Source organism: Rhizobium sp. AN80A (genome assembly GCF_030053015.1).
GTDB lineage: Bacteria > Pseudomonadota > Alphaproteobacteria > Rhizobiales > Rhizobiaceae > Rhizobium > Rhizobium metallidurans.
This window is the reverse complement of sequence record NZ_JASJPX010000003.1, coordinates 26,714-48,356: the sequence shown is the minus strand read 5'-3', so window position 1 is coordinate 48,356 and position 21,643 is coordinate 26,714. Positions and strand designations below refer to the sequence as shown.

12 protein-coding genes and 4 pseudogenes are annotated in these 21,643 nt (G+C 62.8%); 9 read left to right on the top strand and 7 right to left on the bottom strand.

Annotated elements, in window-relative coordinates:
- Positions 1-31: 31 nt before the first annotated feature.
- Positions 32-992, bottom strand: a pseudogene (locus P3R82_RS11820) (glycosyltransferase).
- 579 nt (positions 993-1,571) lie between these two features.
- On the opposite strand from P3R82_RS11820, the gene P3R82_RS11815 reads away from it, so the two are divergent.
- The 6 genes and pseudogenes from P3R82_RS11815 (at position 1,572) to P3R82_RS11790 (ending at position 10,017) form a co-directional block, all read left to right on the top strand.
- The gene (locus tag P3R82_RS11815) at positions 1,572-2,654 is read left to right on the top strand and encodes an acyltransferase (protein ID WP_283193969.1); all 1,083 of its coding nucleotides are present in this window, start codon (positions 1,572-1,574) and stop codon (positions 2,652-2,654) included.
- A gap of 3 nt (positions 2,655-2,657) precedes the next feature.
- Positions 2,658-3,476 (top strand): glycoside hydrolase family 16 protein, encoded by an 819-nt coding sequence (locus tag P3R82_RS11810; protein ID WP_283193968.1) that lies wholly within the window; start codon positions 2,658-2,660, stop codon positions 3,474-3,476.
- Between the two features lie 1,241 nt (positions 3,477-4,717).
- Positions 4,718-5,719: a glycosyltransferase family 2 protein gene (locus tag P3R82_RS11805; RefSeq protein WP_283196324.1), complete on the top strand. Its 1,002-nt coding sequence runs from the start codon at positions 4,718-4,720 to the stop codon at positions 5,717-5,719.
- A complete protein-coding gene (locus P3R82_RS11800) occupies positions 5,716-6,651 on the top strand; it encodes a glycosyltransferase family 2 protein (RefSeq protein WP_183900639.1) in 936 nt (311 codons plus the stop codon). Before P3R82_RS11805 ends, P3R82_RS11800 begins: the two co-directional genes overlap by 4 nt.
- A pseudogene (locus P3R82_RS11795) lies at positions 6,648-7,656 on the top strand (glycosyltransferase family 2 protein). Before P3R82_RS11800 ends, P3R82_RS11795 begins: the two are co-directional and overlap by 4 nt.
- A 4-nt stretch (positions 7,657-7,660) precedes the next feature.
- Positions 7,661-10,017: pseudogene (locus P3R82_RS11790) on the top strand (polysaccharide biosynthesis tyrosine autokinase).
- On the opposite strand, the gene P3R82_RS11785 reads toward P3R82_RS11790, so the two are convergent.
- The 4 genes and pseudogenes from P3R82_RS11785 to P3R82_RS11770 form a co-directional block, all read right to left on the bottom strand.
- The gene (locus tag P3R82_RS11785) at positions 10,018-10,755 is read right to left on the bottom strand and encodes a metallophosphoesterase (RefSeq protein ID WP_183900642.1); all 738 of its coding nucleotides are present in this window, start codon (positions 10,753-10,755) and stop codon (positions 10,018-10,020) included. It abuts the pseudogene before it with no gap.
- A gap of 258 nt (positions 10,756-11,013) precedes the next feature.
- On the bottom strand, positions 11,014-11,475 hold the full coding sequence (locus P3R82_RS11780) for an Rrf2 family transcriptional regulator (RefSeq protein WP_183900643.1): 462 nt from the start codon (positions 11,473-11,475) through the stop codon (positions 11,014-11,016).
- Positions 11,476-11,878: 403 nt separating this feature from the next.
- A complete protein-coding gene (locus P3R82_RS11775; RefSeq protein ID WP_283193967.1) occupies positions 11,879-12,055 on the bottom strand; it encodes a hypothetical protein in 177 nt (58 codons plus the stop codon).
- Positions 12,056-12,160: 105 nt separating this feature from the next.
- A pseudogene (locus P3R82_RS11770) lies at positions 12,161-14,211 on the bottom strand (NAD(+) synthase).
- Positions 14,212-14,481: 270 nt separating this feature from the next.
- Between P3R82_RS11770 and P3R82_RS11765 the strand changes: the two are divergent.
- A complete protein-coding gene (locus P3R82_RS11765) occupies positions 14,482-15,570 on the top strand; it encodes an NAD/NADP transhydrogenase subunit alpha (RefSeq protein WP_283193966.1) in 1,089 nt (362 codons plus the stop codon).
- Between the two features lie 340 nt (positions 15,571-15,910).
- Entirely contained in the window at positions 15,911-16,951 is a 1,041-nt protein-coding gene (locus P3R82_RS11760) for a porin (protein ID WP_283193965.1), read from the top strand.
- 164 nt (positions 16,952-17,115) lie between these two features.
- Here P3R82_RS11760 and P3R82_RS11755 read toward each other — a convergent pair whose 3' ends face one another.
- The gene (locus tag P3R82_RS11755) at positions 17,116-17,595 is read right to left on the bottom strand and encodes an Rrf2 family transcriptional regulator (protein WP_283193964.1); all 480 of its coding nucleotides are present in this window, start codon (positions 17,593-17,595) and stop codon (positions 17,116-17,118) included.
- A 170-nt stretch (positions 17,596-17,765) separates the two neighbouring features.
- A complete protein-coding gene (locus P3R82_RS11750) occupies positions 17,766-18,794 on the bottom strand; it encodes a CorA family divalent cation transporter (RefSeq protein ID WP_283193963.1) in 1,029 nt (342 codons plus the stop codon).
- A 274-nt stretch (positions 18,795-19,068) separates the two neighbouring features.
- Here P3R82_RS11750 and P3R82_RS11745 point away from each other — a divergent pair, with 274 nt between their 5' ends.
- Positions 19,069-21,630 carry an FAD-dependent oxidoreductase gene (locus tag P3R82_RS11745; RefSeq protein WP_283193962.1) on the top strand — a complete coding sequence of 854 codons (2,562 nt, stop codon included), beginning with the start codon at positions 19,069-19,071 and terminating at the stop codon, positions 21,628-21,630.
- Positions 21,631-21,643: the final 13 nt, after the last annotated feature.

Genomic DNA, 21,643 nt, shown 5'->3' with positions numbered 1-21,643 from the left:
CGGCGCCGACAGGCGATAGGGTCCGGACCGGCTACTTCACCAGTTTGCCCGCGGCCAGCTGGAATGCACTCTGGATCAGCCGCGGGTCCTGCACCAGCCAGCGGGCGAGCAGGCCGAAATCGGGCCGGCGGCGGCGCTTGAGTTGCCCCACCTGCCCCCAAAGCGCCTGCTTGCGCGCCCGGCTCTTGTACGACTTGATGGTCGCGATCTCGCGCGGCCGCGACGCGAAGCGGCTCTCCAGCCTGTCGAGCGCCATCCAGGTGATGAACTGCTGCTTGAGATATTCCGGCGACGTGTTGTCGACGCCGTGGAAGATGTTGATCCCCTCGCCGCGCAGCGCCCCCGCATCGGCGCACAGCAGAACCTGCCTGGCCGCGAGCATGCAGTCGCAGAAGAACAGGACGTCCTCGGCCGCCAGCCGCAATGCCGCATCGAAACGCACGCTCTCGATCAAGGGACGGCCGATCACCATGCACGACATGTGCAGGAAGGCCCAGTCACTGATCATCACGCCCGCGATATCGGGGACGTCGAGGACGACGGGCGCCTCCATCAGCCGCCGCGCGCCGTCGATCTTTTCGAGCGCCGCGATCCCGAAGTGATAGTCGAACTCCGCCCCACCCTCGATCGACGCCCAGTAGCAGTCGCCACCGAGCGTATCCATGGCCGTGAACGCGTTTTTCAGATGATCCGGCGTCCAGATGTCGTCCGAATCGAGAAACGCGACATAGCGCGTGTCGGCGGGAACATGATCGAGCCCGGTATTGCGCGCGCCACCCGGCCCGGCGTTCGGCTGGCTGACGACGGTGATCTCGCGCCCGCTCCTCGGCAGTCAGCGGCGCCAGCTCGCTGGCCGGCGCATAGGGCGACTGATCGTCGACGACGATGATATCGAAGTCCTGAAAGCTCTGCGCGAAAGCCGACGCGAGCGCCCGTCTGAGGATGCCGTCATCCCGCTGGTAGAACGGGATAATGATCGTGAAAGTCGCCATACTCTCTCCCTGAGAGGTTCGAATTGGTGCTTCGGCCGGTGCCTGTAGCCGTGCCATCTAGGCCAGCTGCTGCACCGCACAAGCATCAGGGGCATTTCGGCCGAAATTTGTCAAAGGCCGCACGACCGCCCACCGCCGCACCTCGATCCTGAAACGCTCCATTCCGGAGCAGAGCGCCCCATTCCGACCATAAATGGTGAACCAGTTGCGGACGGCTACTGTAACATTTGCTCCCATTCGATAAAAACTTTCGTGCGCCGCACCACGCATTTTGCACCTAAGCCGGTGAATATAATCATTTTCTTGAATGCACTGCTCACAATGGCTTCTCGGCGACGGGACAACACTTCAGCCGCGCATTTTTCGCGCGCCGTTACGGCAAGTAGTACCTGTCACGAAACGCCATCCGTGATCACTTTTGCTGCAGTGCCATATTTTCTTCCGTGAATTCGCCCTAACTTCCCTCGCTGCGGGCTGAAGTCTGCTCTGATTGAAACGGTTGCAAAGGGGAGCTGCGACCCAAAAGGGGTGACTGACAACGTGAATGTTGATACCAACGTGTCCTCACGGATCAACCTGATGCGGATTGTGCTCATTTCGGGCATCGTCTTCGTACACATACCATTTAGCGACCAAAGCAGTCCCTTCATCGGGGCCTACGGCGCCTTCGACTGGCTGAGAGTATTCCTGGCGGAAGCGCTGTTTCGGGTTGGCGTGCCGGCCCTGAGTGCGATTTCCGGCTATCTCCTGTTTCGCGGCGGCATGGAGAATTTCAGCTACCTGAAAACGGTACGCACGAAATCCAAGACCGTGCTGCTGCCATTCCTCTTGTGGAACGGCCTGTTCTTCCTGGCGATCCTGCTGGCGCTCGGCGTCGGCCTCGGTGAAGGATACGTGCCGAGCCCGTGGCAGGCCTCCGTGCGCGAGCTGATGACCCAGCTTTTCGCCGCCGAGGATTTTCCGGTCAACGTGCCGCTCTATTTCCTGCGCGACCTCTTCATCTGCATCCTGCTGTCGCCATTGCTGGCATGGCTGATCATCCGTGCGCCGCTCGTGACGCTGGCGACGTTGCTGATCATCGCCGTCATCCCGGATGGCTCGGTCTACATCGTCCTCAAGCGGTCGATCCTGTTCTCTTTCAGCCTGGGCATCTACATCGGTCTCAACAAGATCGACCTGAGGGCGCTGGACCGGTTCGCCTCGCTGGGCACGACATTGCTGCTACTCAGCTGCGCGGCGCTGGCCACCATCATCTACATGACCGGCCCGAGCCTGCCGGGCTGGGTTCAGTTCCTGCGCAACACGCTCGCCATCTTCGGCGCGCTCGGCTTCTGGCTGCTGTCGGCGCGGCTGATCGAGACCCAGATCGGCCAGCGGCTGTCGAAGACCGGTAGCCTGAGCTTCTGGATCTTCTGCGCCCACTATCCGCTGCTGATCTTCATGTGGATCGTCTGGGGCAAGGCGGGCATCAGCTTCTATCCCGTCTTCTTCGTTCTTTCGCTCGTGGTCCTCTTCCCGTTCCTGATTTTCTCGAACGACCTGTGCCGCAAGATCGCCCCCCGTCTATACGGCGTCATGACCGGTGCGCGGACCAAGAAACCCTATGAAAAGGCGGCGTCGGCGGGCACGGCTCATTCCAAACTCATCACACAGCAAAGGTGACACATGACGACCAAGATCGCCCATGCGCGAAAACCTTGCGCCATCTCCGGCCCGACGCTCGCCGTCATCGGCACGCTGCTGCTCGGCGCCTCTCCGGCGCTCGCCCAGCAGGCCGCCCAGCAACCGGGCGCCGCATCCTTCATCGAGAATTTCGACAAGCTCGACCGTAGCATCTGGTACATTTCCGACGGCTGGAACAACGGCCCGCACCAGAACTGCACCTGGTCGAAAAACCAGGTGAAGGTCGAAGGCGGCGCGTTGCAGCTCTCGTTCGCCGAGGGCCAGTCGAAGGACCGCAGCTACCTCTGCGGCGAAATCCAGACCAAGAAGCGCTTCGGCTACGGCACCTACGAGGCCCGCATGAAGGCGGCCACCGGCTCCGGCCTGAACTCCGCCTTCTTCACCTACATCGGCCCGACCGACAAGCAGCCGCACGACGAGATCGACTTCGAGGTTCTCGGCAAGAATTCCGGCGAGGTGCAGGTCAATCAGTACATCAAGGCCAAGGGCGGTAACGAGAAGCTGGTGCCGATCGGCTCCAAGGCCGATGAAGGCTTCAACGACTACGCCTTCGTCTGGGAACCCGGCCGGCTGCGCTACTACCTGAACGGCAAGCTGGTTCAGGATGTCACCGATCCCGCGAAGATCCCGACCAGCCAGCAGAAGATTTTCTTCAGCCTCTGGGGCACCGACACGCTGAAGGACTGGATGGGCAAGTTCGCCTACACCAAGCCGACATCGCTGGAGGTCGAGCGCTTCGCCTACACCGCCCCCGGCGACCAGTGCCAGTTCCCTGAATCGATCGCATGCACGCTCAACTGACGAGCGCCGAAGGCGCGCAAACGACAAGGAGTGCCATGCTCAAAGTCCTGTATCTCGTGCATGATCTGGCGGATCCCGCCGTCCGGCGGCGGGTGCTGATGCTGCGCGAGGGTGGCGCGCAGGTGACGCTCGCCGGCTTTCGGCGCGGCGAAAACCGTCTCGCCGAAGTGCACGGCATCACGCCGATCGAGCTCGGCCGCACCGCCGACGCCAAGTTCGCGCAGCGCATCGGCGCGGTCGCAAAGGCGATGAGCGGACTGAAGGGGCTGCTGAAGACGGTCGAAAAGCCTGACGTCATCATCGGCCGCAACCTCGAGGCGCTCGCCGTCGCCGATCGCGCCAATGCGATGTTCGGCGGCGATGTGCCGGTCGTCTACGAATGCCTCGACATTCACCGGCTGCTGTCGCGCGACGACATCGTCGGAAAGATCATGCGCGGCGCCGAGGCCCGCTTCGGCCGCCACGCGCGGCTGATCATGACCAGCTCGCCCGCCTTCATCGAACATCACTTCGCGCCGCGCTCCGGCATCAAGGCCGAAACGCTGCTGATCGAAAACAAGGTCATATCGATCGACCAGACGGTCCAGCCGACCATCGCCCGCCCGCTGAAACAGCCCGGCCAGCCCTGGAAGATCGGCTGGTTCGGCGCGCTGCGTTGCCGCAAGTCCCTGGCGATGCTCGCGGAGTTCTCGCGCCTGATGGAAGGCCGTGTCGAGATCGTGCTGCGTGGCCGCCCCGCCTATTCCGAATTCGAGGATTTCGACGGCTTCGTCGCGGGCGAGCCCTATCTCCGCTTCGAAGGCCCGTATCGCAACCCCGAGGATTTGAGGGCGATCTACGACGATGTCCACTTCTCCTGGGCGATCGACTTCTTCGAGGAAGGCCTCAATTCCAGCTGGCTGCTGCCGAACCGGCTCTACGAAGGATGCCTCTACGGCACCGTTCCGATCACGCTCGAAGGCACCCAGACGGCGCGTTTCCTGCAAGACAAGGCGATCGGCCTTGCTCTTCCCGACGCGAGCCCGGCAGCACTGCGCACGCTGTTCGAAACCATGACCGGCGAACGCTACCATGCGCTCGGCGACGCGGTCGCCTTGACCGATCAAAAAACCTGGCTCGCCGACCGCAGCGACTGCGAAGCGCTCGTCGCCAGCCTTTCCCGCCTTGTGCCTGCTGCCGTCGAGAGGGGCGACAGCAGTGCATCCGCACCGAAAACCGTATCTCAAGAAGGGTGGACAACCATGAAGCCTGATGCCAGTGCCAGCGTCTCCAGTCTCATAATCATCCCCTGTTTGAACGAAGAGAAGCACATCGAGCCGCTGCTCGCCAAGCTGAGCCGCGAGATCGATCACATGAACGCCAAGATCGTCGTCGCCGACGGCGGCAGCAAGGATGCGACGCGCGAGATCGTCGCCCGCATCAGCATGGCCGATCCGCGCATCGTGCTGCTCGACAATCCGCGCCGCCTGCAGAGCGCCGCCACCAATCTGGCGGTCGCCACCTTCGGGCGCGACTACGACTATCTCATCCGCATCGACGCCCATGGCGATTATCCGGACGATTATTGCCGCCGCCTCGTCGAGGAAGCGGTCGAGACCCAGGCCGATTCCGTCGTCGTGTCGATGGAGACCGTCGGCTTCGGGATGTTCCAGAAGGCCACCGCCTTCGCCCAGAACTCTAAGCTTGGAAATGGCGGCTCGAAGCATCGCGAGGGTGCGAAGGGCCATTGGACCAATCACGGCCACCACGCCCTGATGCGCATCGCCGCCTTCGAGGCTGTCGGCGGCTACGACGAGACCTTCAGCCACAACGAGGACGCCGAGCTCGACTACCGCCTGAAGAAGTCGGGCTACGGCATCTGGATGACCGATAAGACCCGCATGGTCTATTACCCGCGCTCCAGCGTCGCCACGCTGTTCAGGCAGTATCTCGGCTACGGTCGCGGCCGCGCCAAGAACATCCTCAAGCATGGCAGCATGCCGAATGTTCGCCAGATGCTGCCGCTTCTGGTCGTTCCCGTCTTCATCGGCGCGTTTCTGGCCGTGGTGAACTGGGCCGCCGTCATTCCGTTCAGCCTCTGGGCGGTCGCCTGCGTCGGCTACGGGTTCTGGATGGCGATCGGCCAGCGCAACCCCTACGGCCCGCTGGCCGCCGTATCGGCCATGGTGATGCATTTCGCCTGGTCGGCCGGTTTCTGGATGGAACTCCTGAGCTTCCGCGGCAGAAGGGTGGCGTCGTCGTGAACCAACCGAAACAGACGAGACAATTGCAGATCGACATCGGCATCTGCACCTATCGTCGCGCGTCGCTCGACGAGGCGCTGCTGTCGCTCGCCGTTCTGGAGGTTCCTCCCGGCGCGCGGCTGCGCATCATCGTCGCCGACAATGACAAGACCCCGAGCGCCAGGGAGCGCGTCGACGCGCTTCGTCCGCGCATCGCCCACGAAATCGCCTACGTGCATTGCCCGGCATCGAACATCTCGATCGCCCGCAACGCCTGCCTGGATAACGCCACCGGCGATTTCCTGGCCTTCATCGACGACGACGAGGATGCGAGCGAGGATTGGCTGGTCGAGCTGCTCTCGACCGCCCGCGCCACCAAGGCCGACGCCGTTCTCGGACCCGTCCGCAGCGTCTACGCCGACAGCGCGCCGCGCTGGATGCGGGTCGGCGACTTTCACTCGACGCTGCCCGTCTGGGTCGATGGCGAGATCCGCACCGGCTACACCTGCAACGTCCTGCTGCGCCTTTCTTCGCCCAGCCTCGCCGGCCGCCGCTTCAATCTCGCGCTCGGCCATACGGGTGGAGAAGACACGGAATTCTTCAGCCACATGCATGAGGCCGGCGGCAAGATCGCCTTTGCCGAGAAGGCCTATGTCTATGAACCCGTGACCGAAAACCGCGCCGATCTGTCCTGGCTCGCCAAGCGCCGCTTCCGTTTCGGCCAGACCCATGGGCGGCTGCTGCAGGAGACGAGTTCCGGCCTCAACCGGCCGAAGCAGATCGCGCTGGCCACGGCCAAGGCCGGCTTCTGCTACGCCGCCGCCTTGGCCTGCATCTTCTCGGCCGTGCCGCGCTACCGCTATGCCCTTCGCGGCATCATGCATTCCGGCGTCGTCAGCGGCCTGCTCGGCGTGCGCGAAATCCGCCAGTACGGAACGGCGGAGGCCGCATGAAGCAAGAGATACCCGACGTCAGCTTTATCATCGCCGCGTATAATGCGGCGGCGACGCTCGGAAAGGCGATCGACAGCGCGCTTGCCCAGCGCGGCGTCACGGTGGAGGTCATCGTCGCCGACGATTGTTCTGCCGACGAAACGAAGGCGATTGCCGAAAGCTATGCCGATCGCAACGTCCGGCTGATCGCGCTTGCCCGCAATGGTGGGCCATCCGCGGCGCGCAACGCCGCGATCTCGGCCGCCACCGGCCGCTGGCTGGCGGTGCTCGATTCCTGACGACACGGTCGATCCGGACCGGCTGCGCAGGATGATATCACGCGCCGAGAAGGCGGACGCCGAAATCGCCGTCGACAATCTCCGCGTGATCAGGGCCGACGGCACGCCGGCTGAAACCATGTTCGCCGAGGACGCGCTGGCGCAGATGCCGACGCTCACCCTCGCCGCCTTCATCCGTTCCAACGCGCTTTTTCAGACCACCCATAATTTCGGCTATCTGAAGCCGATCTTCCAGCGCGCCTTCATCGAACGCCACGCGCTTCGCTTCGACGAAAGCCTGAAGATCGGCGAGGACTATCTCTATCTCGCCAGCGCCATGGCGCTCGGCGGCCGCTGCGTTTTCGAACCGCTGGCCGGTTACGACTACAATATTCGCGAAGGGTCGATCTCGCGTGTTCTTTCGCTTCACCACATCGACGCCATGATCGAAGGGGATAAGGCCTTCCTTCGCAATCACACGCTGGATGTGGAAGCAGCAGCGGCCCAGGAGTTCCGGGCAAAGAGCCTGCTTCGGGGAAGAGCCTTCCTCGTTCTCGTCCAGAATATCAAAGACCGGTCGATCCTTGGAACGATCAGAACAGCCTGGGGCACCCCTTCCGCTGTCGGGCATCTCAGCATGCCCATCGCAGCACGGGCCAATCGCGTCATCGCGTCGCTCCGCAAACTGATTGGCCCGCAGGCCGACCTTACAGCCATCGATGGCACGACCCGTTCCCGCAAAGGATAGAGCCATGAACCAACGGAACCTCACCTTGCACAGCTCTCTGCCAAAAGCGCCCGAAGACCTGATTCCTTCATCGATATCGATCGCCTGATCGCGATCCTGATGCGCCGTATCGGCTCGATCGCGCTCTGCGTCGGAGTGACGGTGACGCTGGCGGTGATCTACCTTCTGTTCTCCACATCGCAATATACGTCGATGACGCAGATCCTGCTGGATGACAGCATGACCAAGTACGCGCAGGACGCCACCCCGGTGGCGAACTCGCAGCAGGTGGACATGCAGATCGCCAGCGCCGTCGAGATCCTGAAGTCCAACCAGCTGGCGCTGCGCGTCGTCGATGCCGAGAACCTGCAGGACAACAGCACCATCCTCGATCCGCCCGCCTCCCCTGTTGGCCTGATCAAGTCGGGCATCAAGCTGCTTGCCAGCGCCGTGCTTCCCGGCAGTCCCCCGGTCTCCGAAGACGATGCCCGCGCCGGTCGCCGCCAGAAGGCCGCGGCGCTCATTCAGCAGGCGCTCACGGTGTCTCGCGTCAACCGAAGCGCGGTTCTCGCCGTCTCGTTCCGCTCGACGGACAAGCTGCTCGCCGCGCGCATCACCAAGGCCTATGCCACCGCCTATCTCAGCGACCAGCTGAACGCCAATTTCGACGCGACCGAAAGCGCCTCCGTCTGGCTGCAGCAGCGCCTGACCGACCTGCGGGAACGTTCGCAGCAGGCAGCGCTCGAAGCCGCGAATTTCAAGGCGAAGAATGGCCTGACCTCCGCCAATGGCGAGCTCATGTCCGAGCAGCAGCTGGCCGATCTCACCAAGCAGCTGATCGTCGCCCAGTCGGACGCGGCCAGCACCTCGGCACGCTACAACCAGTTCAAGCAGATCATCGACCTCGGCCCCGAGGGAGCGGTCAACAACGCCGCCATCTCCTCCGGCCAGGCCAACAATTCCGTCATCCAGGACACGCGCACGCGCTACATCAATGTCAGCAAGCGCGAGCAGGAAGTCACGACGAATTTCGGCGCCGATCATCCGCAGGCCGTGGCGCTGCGCGCGGAAAAGGAAGATCTGACCCGCCAGATCTTTCAGGAGCTGCAGCAGCTGGCTTCGAATGCCCGCAACGAATACGAGGTCGCCCGCTCGCGCGAGGCATCGCTGCGCAAGAACATCGACAACCTGACCGGCAAGAACTCGGAAGCCGACAAGTCCATTGTTCAGCTGAACGACCTGGAACAGCGCGCCACCGCGCTGAAGACGCTCTACGAATCCTACCTCGGCAAGTATGAGGAGGCGGCGCAGCAGCAGTCCTTCCCGATCGCCAAGGCACGCGTCATCTCCGAAGCCGGCATCCCGGTATCGCCCTCCAGCCCGAAGCGAACGATGACGCTCGGCCTCGCGATCGTTCTCGGTCTGATGGCCGGCGGCGGCCTTGTCGTGTTCCAGGAATTCCGCGAACGCTTCTTCCGCGTCGAAAGCGATGTCCGCACCATCCTCGGCCTGAAATTCCTGGGCTACCTGCCGCTGGTCGGCAAGCCGCCGCGCGAAAGGAAGATCTTCCGAAACCCGAGCCAGCTCGCGCCCGAGCCCGGCGATCCGGTCAACGACGACGGCGCGACCTTCGAGCGCATCATGCGTGTCGTTCTGGAAGCGCCGCGCTCGGTCTTCGCCGAGACGCTGCGCAATGCCAAGCTTGCCAGCGACGTCATGTTCCAGGGCCGCTCCGACCGCGTCATCGGCGTCGTCTCGGCGATGCCGGGCGAAGGCAAGTCGACGACAGCCGCCAATTTCGCGGCGCTCCTGGCTTCAAGCGGCAAGCGCACACTCCTCATCGACGCCGACCTTCGCAATCCGGGCCTCACCCGCATGCTGAAGACGCCGCCGCAGCACGGCCTCGTCGAAGCCGTTCTCGGCGAGATCCCGTGGGCCGGCGCCGTGAAGGTCGATCCGACCACGAAGCTCGCGATCCTGCCCGTCATCTCCAACGACAACCTGATGCACACCAGCGAATTGCTGGCATCGCAGGGCATGTTCAATCTGATGGAAAACGCCCGCAAGATGTTCGACTACATCGTCGTCGACCTTGCGCCGCTCGGCCCCGTCATCGACGCCAAGGCCTTCGCGCCGCAGGTCGACGGCTTCCTGTTCGTCACCGAATGGGGTGAGACGCCCACCAACCTGGTGCGCGATGTCCTCAACGCCGAGCCGCAGATCAAGTCGAAGATCCTTGGTGTGATCCTCAACAAGACCGACATGGCCGAACTCGGCAAGTTCACCAACTTCGGCGGCACCGAGCGTTACCGCCACAAGTATACGAGCTACTACACCGAAGAGACGCCGAAGATGCGCGAAACCGCCGAAGCGGACGCCTGATCAGGTTGAGAACAGGCGCACCTCTCCCTGCCACAACCGCGCGACAGTCAACCTGTCGCTGCGGAAGGCGCCGGTGTCGAGGTTGAGCCGCATCTCCTGCACGTCGGGCTGATCGACCGGCGTGTGCCCGTGAACGACCAGCTTCGGCAGCGGCAGATCGCTTTCGAAGAAGCGGTGCCGGATGAAGACGAGATCGTCGTCCTGCTGATTGTCGATCGACCGCGCCGGATCGATGCCGGCATGCACGAAAAGCACCGCCGGCGTGTCGAGCAGGATCGGCAGCGAGCGCAGGAACTCGATATGCGCCTTCGGCAGCGAATCGCGGATGAACGCATCGCGCTTCGAAGCCGTGCGAAACAGCCCCGGCATCTGGTTGGGATCGATGCCGTAGGAGTGCAAGAGAGCGTCCGCGCCGGTCATCATCCAGCTGTCGTAGGACATCTTGCCGTCGATATAGTCGAGCATCATCATTTCATGATTGCCCGTCAGGCTGATGCGATCGAAACCATCGGGCACCGGCTGCATCAGGTGCGAGATCACCTGCGCCGACGCCGGCCCGCGATCGATATAGTCACCGAGCGTGATGATCAGCTTGCGTCCCGGCAGGCGCGACGCATCCTCGAAGATCGCCTGCTCGGCCTGTCGCAGAAGATCGAGCCTGCCGTGAATGTCCCCAATCGCGTAGATCGGCATATCGCCGGGATCGAGCTGGAGCCGTGTGCGAGGGTTCGACGGCATATGTAACCTCATGCTGCATAATATCATGGGTCGCGGGGGTCGCGCCTTTCGTCAGGCAGCGGCGAACACGACCCAAGACAGCGCCCACGCGGGCAATGGACTGTCAGTAACACTCTTATTTCTTAAAAAACACGCGCTATCTTCGCGCGGCTCCCCCGCCAGGGGCCTCCGATCACCATATAGTGAGCATCCTATGAATCGACAGGCCGGTCATGGGACAGGTCTGACGGCCGCGATCATCGGAATTCGCGCCGTCCGTCAGGCGAGCGACATCGGCGCCGTCTCGTCGCTCTCGGTCCACTTGGCGCCGGAGGCAACGAACTGCTCGAGCGTCATGTTGTCGAGGATATCGGCGATCGCATCGCGCACGTTGGTCATCGACCGACGCACCTGACAGGTCTCCGGATCGGAGCAGTCGTCGCAGGCTTCGAACGCGGTGCGGCTGGCGCAACGGATGGGCGCGAGCGGACCGTCGAGCGTGCGGATCACATGGCCAATCCTGATTTCCGATGCCGCGCGCGACAGCGAATAGCCACCGCCCGGCCCCTTCTTCGATCGCAGGATACCGACATTGCGCAGTTCGAGGAGGATCGTGTCGAGGAACTTCTTCGGAATATTGTTGCGGGCCGCCACATCGTTGATGAATGCGGTTTCGCCCGGTGCGAGCCGTGCGAGATCGACCAACGCCTTCAGGCCGTATTTTCCTTTTTTCGTTAGCATTTCCGGCTACCTTCAGCTCCCACGTGATCCCCTATCCGGCAGGCAATAGCGCTGAATCCGTGAAGAGACAACAAATGACATCGTTTATAGAGTTTATATGGCGAGGTGTTGCCCTACGGCCCCTCGGAAGACGGCCGATCCACCGCCGGAGGCGAGGTCGCTGCATCTGGATTTGGGCCATCGCTTTTGAAAACGGCAAAAGTGAGGGCAATCATCGCGACCACGAAGGCTGCGGCTCCGATCAGCGCCCAGACGGAGAGCCTGCGGCCCTCGCTCAGCATCCGCTCTTCCGTATCATCCAAACGACCGGGCCGTTCGGCGGCCTGATCCGTCAACGGTTGATTGGTCGGACGATCGTCGTGATCTCGCATATCGCACCTCCCGGCAGGCGCCGCGCCGGTGTTCAGATCAGAGGGTCGCGTCCCTGCGCGACACTCCGGTTGAGTTCGTCGGCGATATCGCGCGCGTCCTCCCGGGAAAGCCCGACCAGATCGCGACCATCCGTCGCCGCCGGCAGCGAGGTCATCGAATCCACGACCGTCCACCGCCCCGAGGCCTCGCGGCGGATCTCGTAACGCAACGGTTCGTCAGGACCATCACACTCCACGAGCACATACCTCCGTAAGCTATGCTCTCTTATCTGTGCCACCGGCACGCTTAAGCAAGGATGCCGCGATCAACTCCGTCAGTCCGCGACATCAGGAACGTTGGCCTTCAACTCCTTGATCCAGATCCGCGCATTGCCGTCCGACGGCGCGCGCCAGTCCCCGCGCGGCGAAAGCGAGCCGCCCGACGTGACCTTCGGCCCGTTCGGCGATGCCGAGCGCTTGAACTGGCTGATCGTGAAGAAACGGAAGAGAAACACTTCCATCCATTTCTTGATCACGGGAAGATCGAAGGCGCGGCGCTTGTCCTGCGGGAAATGCGGCGGCCAGACACCGGCCTCGGCATCCCTCCATGCGCAGTAGGCGAGGAAAGCCACCTTCGACGGGCGCAGCCCGAAACGGGTGGTGTAGAACAGCGCGAAGTCGTGCAGGTCGTAGGGACCGATCTTGTCTTCGGTACTCTGCATCACGCCGTTCTCGTCGGCGGGAACGAGCTCGGGCGAGATCAGCGTACCCAGGATGCGTTCCAGCGTCGCCTTGGCATCGGCGTCGAAGTCGCCCGTGCGGATCACCCAGCGGATGAGGTGCTGGATCAGCGTCTTCGGAACGGAAGCGTTGACATTATAATGGCTCATCTGGTCGCCGACCCCGTAGGTCGACCACCCCAGTCCGATTTCCGAGAGGTCGCCCGTGCCGAGCACCAGCGCGTTGCGCTGGTTGGCGGCGCGGAACAGGAAGTCGGTGCGCAGGCCCGCCTGCACGTTTTCGAAGGTCACGTCGTAGACCGGCTGCCCGCCGGAGAACGGATGCTTGAGGTCGCGGAGCAATTGCAGCGCCAGCGGCTTGATGTCGATCTCTTCCGCCGTCACCCCGATGCTGCGCATCAGCGCCCAGGCATTCGACTTGGTCTCGTCGCCGGTGGCAAAGCCCGGCATGGTGAAGCACAATATGTCGGAGCGCGGCCAGCCGAGCCTGTCATAGGCGCGCGCCGCCACCAGCAGCGCATGCGTCGAATCGAGCCCGCCCGAGATCCCCAGGCAAAGCCTCTTGATGCCCGTCGAGCGCAGGCGCTTCATCAGGCCCTGCACCTGGATGTTGAAGGTCTCGTAGCAATCCTGGTCCAACCGGCTCTCGTCGGCCGGGACAAACGGAAACCGCGCCACATCCCGCTCGAGCCCGATATCGCCCCGCGGCGCCTGGAACTGGAAGCCGATCCTCCGGAACGCGCGGTCCGGCGTGAGGTTGAGTGTCGCGGCATCGTTGAAGGTGCCGGTGCGCAGGCGCTCCAGCCGCAGCCGCTCGACATCGATATCGGCGACGCACATCTGCGACGTCATCGGGAAGCGCTCGGTCTCCGACAGTATCGAGCCAAGCTCGTATATGCAGGCCTGTCCGTCCCAGGCCAGATCGGTCGTCGATCCCCCGGCCCGGCGGCGGAATAGATGTAGGCGGAAAAGCTGCGCGACGATTGCGCGGCGCAGAGCAGCTTGCGGGTCTCGGCCTTTCCAACGGTGATGTTGCTGGCCGACAGGTTGGTGAGGATGAGCGCGCCGGCTAGCGCGCCGAAATCGCTCGGCGCGGCGGGCGCCCAGAGGTCCTCGCAGATCTCGATATGGAAGGTGAAATCCGCCCGATCCTCGGCCGCGAAAATCATGTCGATGCCGAACGGCACGGTCTCGCCGGCAACCCGGATCGTCTGATCACGCACGGTTCGTCCGGAGGCAAACCAGCGCTTCTCGTAGAATTCGCGATAATTCGGCAGATGCACCTTCGGCACGACGCCGAGGATGCGGCCGGCGTGAATGGCGACGGCGCAGTTATAAAGTCGCCCCTCATGCTGCAGCGGCGCCCCGATCAGCAGAACCGGGGTGAGCGCGGCGCTCGCCGCCACGATTTCGGCGATCGATGCATCCACCGCCTTCAGAAGCGCGTCCTGTCCGAGAAGGTCGTCGATCGCGTAACCCGATATCCCAAGCTCCGGAAACACCATCAGGCCGACGCCGCGCGCGTGGCCCTGCCGCGCCATGTCGAGCGTCGCCTTCGAATTGAAATCGGGATCGCCGATCTCGCAGATCGGCGTGCAAGCCGCGACGCGGACAAATCCCTGATCATAGACCGAATAGAAATTCACGAATGCCTCCAGCAGCCAAGCGCTTCACGAAGACCAATACATCCAAATGCGGCGGCGCAAAACCGCATCTCTTTGCAATGCTGACCCCTGTTGGCGTCATTTTTGCAAACCTGCGGCGTATGTCTCAACAGGAATTTCACCGAGGGTTGCATGGCCCGCGAATATATCGCTTACATAGGCGAAAAATTACAAAACTGTCATAAAACTATGGGGGTCCGCCCCTATATCGGCCCCCGCGCGCCCTTCAGTTTCTCACCATCAGAGTTCCGAATGCCAAACCTCGCCCCCGTCCACGCTGGACTGCTCCGGGAAACCATCCCCGGTGAGCGGCGCGTGGCGTTGACGCCCGAGGATGTCGGCAATCTCTCCACGCGCATTGCGATCAGCTTCGAGCCCGGCTGCGGCACCGCGGCCGGTTACGAGGACGAAGCCTATGTCGCCTCGGGCGCGCGCCCGGCCAGCCGCGAGATGATCGCGCGCGATTGCAATCTCTTCGTCGGCATCCGCAAGCCGCTCGACGCGCACGTCTTCGCCGGATCTCCGACCCTGATCTTCCTCGGCTCACCACTCGACGCCGGCGAACCGGCAGCCCGCGGCCTCATGCTCGACCTCGCGCGCCTTGAAGGCATCGCGGATGCCGGCTGCATGGACGTGGCGACCAGGCAGGCGACCATCTGCGGCCATGCCGCCGTTCTGGAAGGCGCCCGCCAACTTGGCGTCGGCCATCCGATGCTGGTGATGGATGGCGCCCGCGCACGCCCGATCAAGATGGCGACGCTCGGCGCCGGCGCGGCCGCCCTCCAGGCGATCGCCACCGCCAGACGCCTTGGCGCCCTCACCTATGTCTTCGGCTTCGGCGACGACGACCGCGGCCGGGCTGAAGCGCTGGGCGCGAAGTTCGTGATGATGGATCCCGCGCTCGAGCAGCCAGGCGCCATGACGCCCGACGCGCTCCTCGGGGCCAGCCGCAAGCAGCTTGCCGGCCAGCTGCGCGAAATGCAGCTGATCATTTCCAGCGTCGGCGGATCGACCGGACGCGCACCCGTTCTGATCGACGACGCCTCGCTCCCGCTCCTGGCATCCGGCACGGTCATCGTTGATCTCGAGGCCCCCGCCGGTGGCAATTGCGCGATGACGAGGACAGACGAGATCGTCCGCCTTGCCGACATCATCATTATCGGAAAAACTACTTTAGCGAGCATCGATGCACACCAGTCCAGCCGCGTGTTCAGCGAAGGACTGCGCAAGCTGCTGGAGCGCCTGACGACACTAGACGGACGCCTGCTGCTGGACCGCGAAGACCCGGCAACCCATCGCCTGATCGGCGAGCGAATCGCCGGTGCGAGCGCCGAATCATGACCGAAGGACAACCGTAACTCGGCCGGATTATTGCATCGCAGCACGAAAGACGTGCATAAGCATCTACCCATATATACTTGAGATAGCTTGATTTTCGCGATCGGCTAGCTGATAGTCCCGTTGTCGCCGTCACAAAAGTTGCCATTCTGCAACACCATCTTTTTGCATCGCAAATGTGACGGATTATGACTGTATCTGGAATTGATACATTTAAACCAAAATGTAATTTGCGGCCACGGAGACATCACGTCCCCGTGAGGGCTTGTTTGAAATTGGGGTAGGTAGGGCCGTTATCGGCAGCAGTGACCTGTGCCCAATCCTAAATAGATTGGACTCAACTATGACTATTCGTATGATGCTCATCAGCTCGGCAGCGGCTCTCGCAGCCGTATCGGGCGCTCAGGCTGCCGACGCTATCGTCGCTGCTGAACCGGAAGCCGTAGAATACGTTCGCGTTTGCGACGCTTACGGCACCGGCTACTTCTACATCCCGGGCACGGAAACCTGCCTCAAGGTTAGCGGCTACATCCGTACGCAGCTCAACGTAAGCCCGAACGCAAGCGCGACGACCGGCAACGGCTCGACTGTCGCCAACCGTTCGGACTGGGACATGTACACCCGCGGTCAGGTTCAGTTCACCGCCAAGAGCGACACTGAATACGGCCCGCTCACCGGCGTAATCGTTCTGCAGACGAATGCTGACAACGCTTCCTCGCAGGCTGCTATCCTCGACTCCGCTTACATCGACATCGCCGGCATCCGCGCTGGTCTGTTCTACAGCTGGTGGGACGATGGTCTCTCGGGCGAAACCGATGACATCGGCTCGCCGGTTACCCTGCACAACTCGCTGCGTTACCAGTACGAAGCTGACGGCTTCTACGCTGGCATCAGCGTCGACGAACTGGAAGACAGCCCGTACTACAACGGCGAAACCGCAAACAACTTCGGCGTTGCTGTTGGCATCGGCGGCAAGGCTGGCGCCTTCACCTACCAGGTAACGGCTGGCTACGACACCGACAACGAAGCTGGCGCAGTTCGCGCCATGGGTACCGTTGCCATCGGTCCGGGCACGCTCGGCCTCGCAGGTATCTACTCCTCCGACCCGAATGCCTATTACAACAAGGCTGAGTGGGTCGTGGCCGTCGAGTACGCCATCAAGGCAACCGACAAGCTGAAGATCACCCCCGGCTTCCAGTACTACGGCAACTACGGCATCGTCGCTGGTCAGTTCGACAACAACAACGACGCTTGGAAGGCCGGCGTAACGGTCGATTACCAGATCGTAGACAACCTCTACGCCAAGGCGACCGTCAACTACCTCGAAAGCGACAAGACGGACGGCGTAACCTCGGGCTTCTTCCGCCTGCAGCGCGCGTTCTAATAAATCTTCGGGCGCCACTCTTCGATCACGCTGGATCATCCGATCCGGTGTGAGCGGGGGATGGCGCCCGAACCAGACGTTTCTGATCAGATTGACCTCCGATCAGTTTACGGAAGGTGGCGCGGTTTCCCTGCCGAGCCACCTTTTGCTATTGGATATAGAGGCTACTCCGCGGCGGCACGCCGCTCTGTCTCGTCTGCCACGAGCTTTTGTCGCTCCACGTCGAGACGACGCAGCTCCGCCACGCTATCCTCCACGGTCACCGACCCCAGCATATCGACAACCGCCTGCTCCGCCCGGTCGCAGAGATATTCGGAAAGATCGCCGATATTCTCGCCCACCAGACCGGCATGCGGGATTTCGTGGCGCGTCGCCCAGAGCTTCTTGCTTCCCGTCACGGCTGCGTAGATCTCGCTGAGCAGGATCTCCTTGCTCGCGCGTGCCAGCCGTATGCCGCCCTTCCCGCCCGGCACCGAAACGAGAATGCCGTTTTCCGTGAGCGGCGCCAGCAGCTTGCGCACGAAGCTCGCATTCGTGTCCAGCCCCACCGCAAGCGATTGGCTCGTCGAGCGCACGCCGGCTTCGTCGTTGACGGCAACGCTGACGACGATCTGCATCGCCGTGGAAAAACGCGTATCGATCATGCGGATCTTCAGCCTTGGGTTAAGGCAACAGGTGGCGAGGACATGGATGCACTGGGCCACACGCTGCAGCGGTAGGAGAAGTGATATTTCCCCTCAAATTGCATTGTCAATGAACAGCACCCGGAATCACACTTGTTTGATATTAGCGATCGCGTGATTATGCGATCACGCTAGAGCCAGCCGATCCGTCGGAGCGCCCAGAGCGTCGCGATCGACGTGACGGTCACGAAGCCGACGATGACGATGAACGCCCAGGTATCGTTGACCCCGGGTATCCCGCCGACATTCATGCCGAACAGCCCGGCCACGACGCTCGGCGGCAGAAGCAGCGCCGCAAGCGCCGCGAGCCGGTTCGAATTGCGGGCGATGCGCTCGCTGATCACGGTCGACAGGTCGTCGTGCAGAATGCCGGTGCGGTCGCGGATCGCGTCGAGATATTCGATGAAGCGCATCAGCTTGTCGATCACCTCGCGCAGTCTCAGCTTGTCGCGCTCGATGAGCCAGGGCGCGTCGTCATGCTCGATCCGGTTCAGCGCATCGCGCTGCGGCGCCAGATAGCGGCGCAGCTGCACGGAACGGCGGCGCAGAAGCTTCAGCCTTTCGCGCACCTCGCTCGCCTCGCCGTGAAAGATCATCTCGTCGAGTTCGTCGACCTCCTCGTCCATCCCGTCGAGAACCGGCTCGAGGTCGCGCACCAGCTTTTCGCCGATCAGCGCCAGGAGATCGCCGCTGCGCTGCGGCCCCTTGCCCTTCTCCAGCGCCGCCCGGATATCGCGAAGCGCGGTGATATAGTGGCCGCTATCTCGAAGTGAGACGACGCGGTCGCCATCCACCCACAGATGCAGCGGCACGAGATCGAGCCCGGAATGCGGCTCCTCGGCCTCATCGGGGGCGGTGGCGCAGACGCCGCGCAGGATGATCAGAAGCCCGTCGTCGACAGGCTCGACGCGCGGCCGCGTCTCCTCCTCCAGCAGCGCTTCGGCCACGAACGTATCGAAACCGCCTTTGCGGTTCACCCATTCGGCGGCGGCGGGATGGTCGCGTTCCAGATGCAGCCAGATCACGCCATCGCCGGGCTTCCAGGCGCAGACACCGTCCATGTCGATCTGCCTGCAGCCGCCGCGCCCATCAAGGAGCAACGCGAAGCGTATCCCTGGTTCGACACCATAGCTTGCCATCGGCGCACTCGCAGTCTTCATTGCCGGTCCTTGCCCGCCGGGGGTGACGGAAATAGAGCCAACTCTCTGAATATTAGCGGGATTCTACCATGTCGCGGAAAGGACGCAACATCGCCCCCGCCCGATCGAACGGGCCATGTCCAAAACGCTGCGAAAGCGCCAGCCACCCTCGCCTTCCATCCACAGCCCACATGGCTCTGGTCGTGCAGTTTGATAATTATGTCGTAGACAGGCTCTACACGTCGCGTTTCTATCCCTAAAATCCGATCTCAATATTCAATCAGGGTCGCACTCAATGGCAGAGTTTCCTAAGCAGGCTAAGGTCGTCATCATCGGTCTCGGCGGCATCGTCGGCGCATCCATCGCCCATCACCTGATCGAGCGCGGATGGGACGACATCGTCGGCATCGACAAATCAGGGATTCCCACGGACATCGGCTCGACCGCCCACGCCTCGGACTTCTGTTACACCACGTCACACGATTATCTCTCGGTCTGGACCACCCAGTATTCGATCGATTTCTACGAGAAGATGGGCCACTACTCCCGCATCGGCGGCCTTGAAGTCGCCCGCACCGGCGACGACGCCTGGATGGAAGAGATCAAGCGCAAGCTGAGCTCCGCCAAGGCCTTTGGCACCCGGGCGCATTACGTCTCGCCCGCCGAAATCAAGGAAATGTTCCCGCTGATCGAGGAAGATCAGGTCCAGGGCGGCATGTTCGATCCCGACGCCGGCCTCGTCATCCCGCGCTCGCAGACCGTTGCGGGCAAGCTGGTCGATGCCGCCGAGAAATCCGGCAAGCTTAGGATGTTCGGCAACACGCCGGCTCAGTCGCTGATCGTCGAGGGCGGCCGCATCAAGGGCGTCGTCACTCATCGCGGCACCATCATGGCCGACCACGTCATCGTCTGCGCCGGCCTCTGGGGCCGCCTGATCGCCGAAATGGTCGGCGAGGACCTGCCGGTCATGCCGGTCGATCACCCCCTCACCTTCTTCGGCCCCTATAACGAATTCGAAGGCACGGGCAAGGAAATCGGCTATCCGCTGCTGCGCGACCAGGGCAACTCCGCCTATATGCGCGACACCGGCGACCCGAAGACCACCGAAGGCGGCCAGATCGAGTGGGGCTATTACGAGACCACCAATCCGCGCATGTGCCACCCACGCGAGCTTCTCGAAAAGCACGAGGCGCGCCTCTCGCCCTCGCAGCGCGACCTGGAAATGGAGCAGATCCTCGAGCCGCTCGAGCGTGCCATGGAACTGACGCCGATCCTCGGCGAACTCGGCTATAATGAAGGCCATTCCTTCAACGGCCTGCTGCAGGTCTCCGCCGCCGGCGGCCCCTCCTGCGGCGAGAGCCAGAAGGTGCGCGGCCTCTGGTACTGCGTCGCCATCTGGGTCAAGGACGGTCCGGGCTACGGCAAGCTCATCGCCGACTGGATGACCGACGGCCGCACCGAGATCGACCACAACTCGATCGACTACTCGCGCTTCTACCCGCACCAGCTGACCGAGGACTTCATCGCCGGCCGCTGCTACGAGGCCGCGCAGAAGATCTACTTCCCCGCCGTTCACACCCGCGAGCCCTACGCCTCTGGCCGCAATGCCAAGCGCTCGCCCTTCTACGAGCGCGAAAAGGAACTCGGCGGCTACTTCATGGAGCTCGGCGGCTGGGAACGCGCCCATGGCTACAAGGCCAACGAGCACCTGCTGGAGAAATACGGCTCCCAAGTTCCGGTGCGCGAAAACGAGTGGGACAACCGCCACTTCTGGCGCGTCTCCAACGCCGAGCATCTGGCGATGAGCGAGGATTGCGGCATCGTCAACCTCAGCCACTTCCACATGGTCGACCTCGAAGGCCCCGATCATGTCGAGCTGCTCGAATGGCTCTGCGCCGCCAAGATCGGCGGCGACGCCAATATCGGCAAGGGCATCTACACCCACTTCCTCGACGACGAGGGCATGGTGCGCGCCGACTTCACCGTCATCCGCATGGCCGACCGCTGCCGCCTCATCAACGGCGCCGATGCCGGACCGCGCGACTTCCACTACATGAAGCGCGTGGCCGAGGATCGCGGTCTCGACGTGACGATATCAGACGTCTCGGAAAAGTTCATCACGATCGGCATCTGGGGTCCGAACGCCCGCGACACGCTGAAAAAGGTGGTCGCCGATCCGGCGGCACTCGATCCCGAAAACTTCGCCTTCGCGGCCATCAAGCCGATCGAGATATCAGGCAAGACGGTCACCGCCTTCCGCATCTCCTATGTCGGCGAGCAGGGCTGGGAACTGCACATGAAGTACGAGGACGGCCTCGCCGTCTGGGACGCGCTGCGCGCCACCGGCGTCATGCCCTTCGGCGTCGAGACCTACGCCAACTCGCGCCGCATGGAAAAGTCGCTGCGCCTGCAGAACGGCGACCTGCTCACCCAGTACAATCTGCTGGAAGCCGATCTCGCCCGCCCGAAAGTCAAGGAAGCCGATTTCCGTGGCAAGGCCAAGCACCTGGAATACAAGGCCCGCGAACACCAGCCGGCGATGCTCTGCACCCTCGTCATGACCGAAAACACCGACAGCAAGGGCGTCAAGCGCTACCCCGTCGGCTCCATGCCGGTCATGGATCCGGAGACGGGCAAGTCGCTGGTCGACAGCCTCGGCCGCATCTCCTACACGACCTCGGTCGCCTACGGCCCGACCGTCGGCAAGAACATCGCGCTCGCCTATCTGCCGCAGGAATACTGCCAGGTCGGCCGCAAGCTGAATGTCGAATATTTCGCCGAGACCTATCCGGTCGAAGTGGTCAGCGTCGGCTACAAGCCGATCTACGACCCCGAGAACCTGAAGCCGCGCACCTGATCGCGCCCGGCTT

Coding starts and splice junctions, on each gene's coding strand:
- P3R82_RS11815 (WP_283193969.1), top strand. CDS start 1,572: ATGCGGATTGTGCTCATTTCGGGCATCGTCTTCGTACACATACCATTT.
- P3R82_RS11810 (WP_283193968.1), top strand. CDS start 2,658: ATGACGACCAAGATCGCCCATGCGCGAAAACCTTGCGCCATCTCCGGC.
- P3R82_RS11755 (WP_283193964.1), bottom strand. CDS start 17,595: ATGATCGATACGCGTTTTTCCACGGCGATGCAGATCGTCGTCAGCGTT.
- P3R82_RS11750 (WP_283193963.1), bottom strand. CDS start 18,794: ATGAAGACTGCGAGTGCGCCGATGGCAAGCTATGGTGTCGAACCAGGG.
- P3R82_RS11785 (WP_183900642.1), bottom strand. CDS start 10,755: ATGCCGTCGAACCCTCGCACACGGCTCCAGCTCGATCCCGGCGATATG.
- P3R82_RS11745 (WP_283193962.1), top strand. CDS start 19,069: ATGGCAGAGTTTCCTAAGCAGGCTAAGGTCGTCATCATCGGTCTCGGC.
- P3R82_RS11760 (WP_283193965.1), top strand. CDS start 15,911: ATGACTATTCGTATGATGCTCATCAGCTCGGCAGCGGCTCTCGCAGCC.
- P3R82_RS11765 (WP_283193966.1), top strand. CDS start 14,482: ATGCCAAACCTCGCCCCCGTCCACGCTGGACTGCTCCGGGAAACCATC.
- P3R82_RS11805 (WP_283196324.1), top strand. CDS start 4,718: ATGAAGCCTGATGCCAGTGCCAGCGTCTCCAGTCTCATAATCATCCCC.
- P3R82_RS11780 (WP_183900643.1), bottom strand. CDS start 11,475: ATGCTAACGAAAAAAGGAAAATACGGCCTGAAGGCGTTGGTCGATCTC.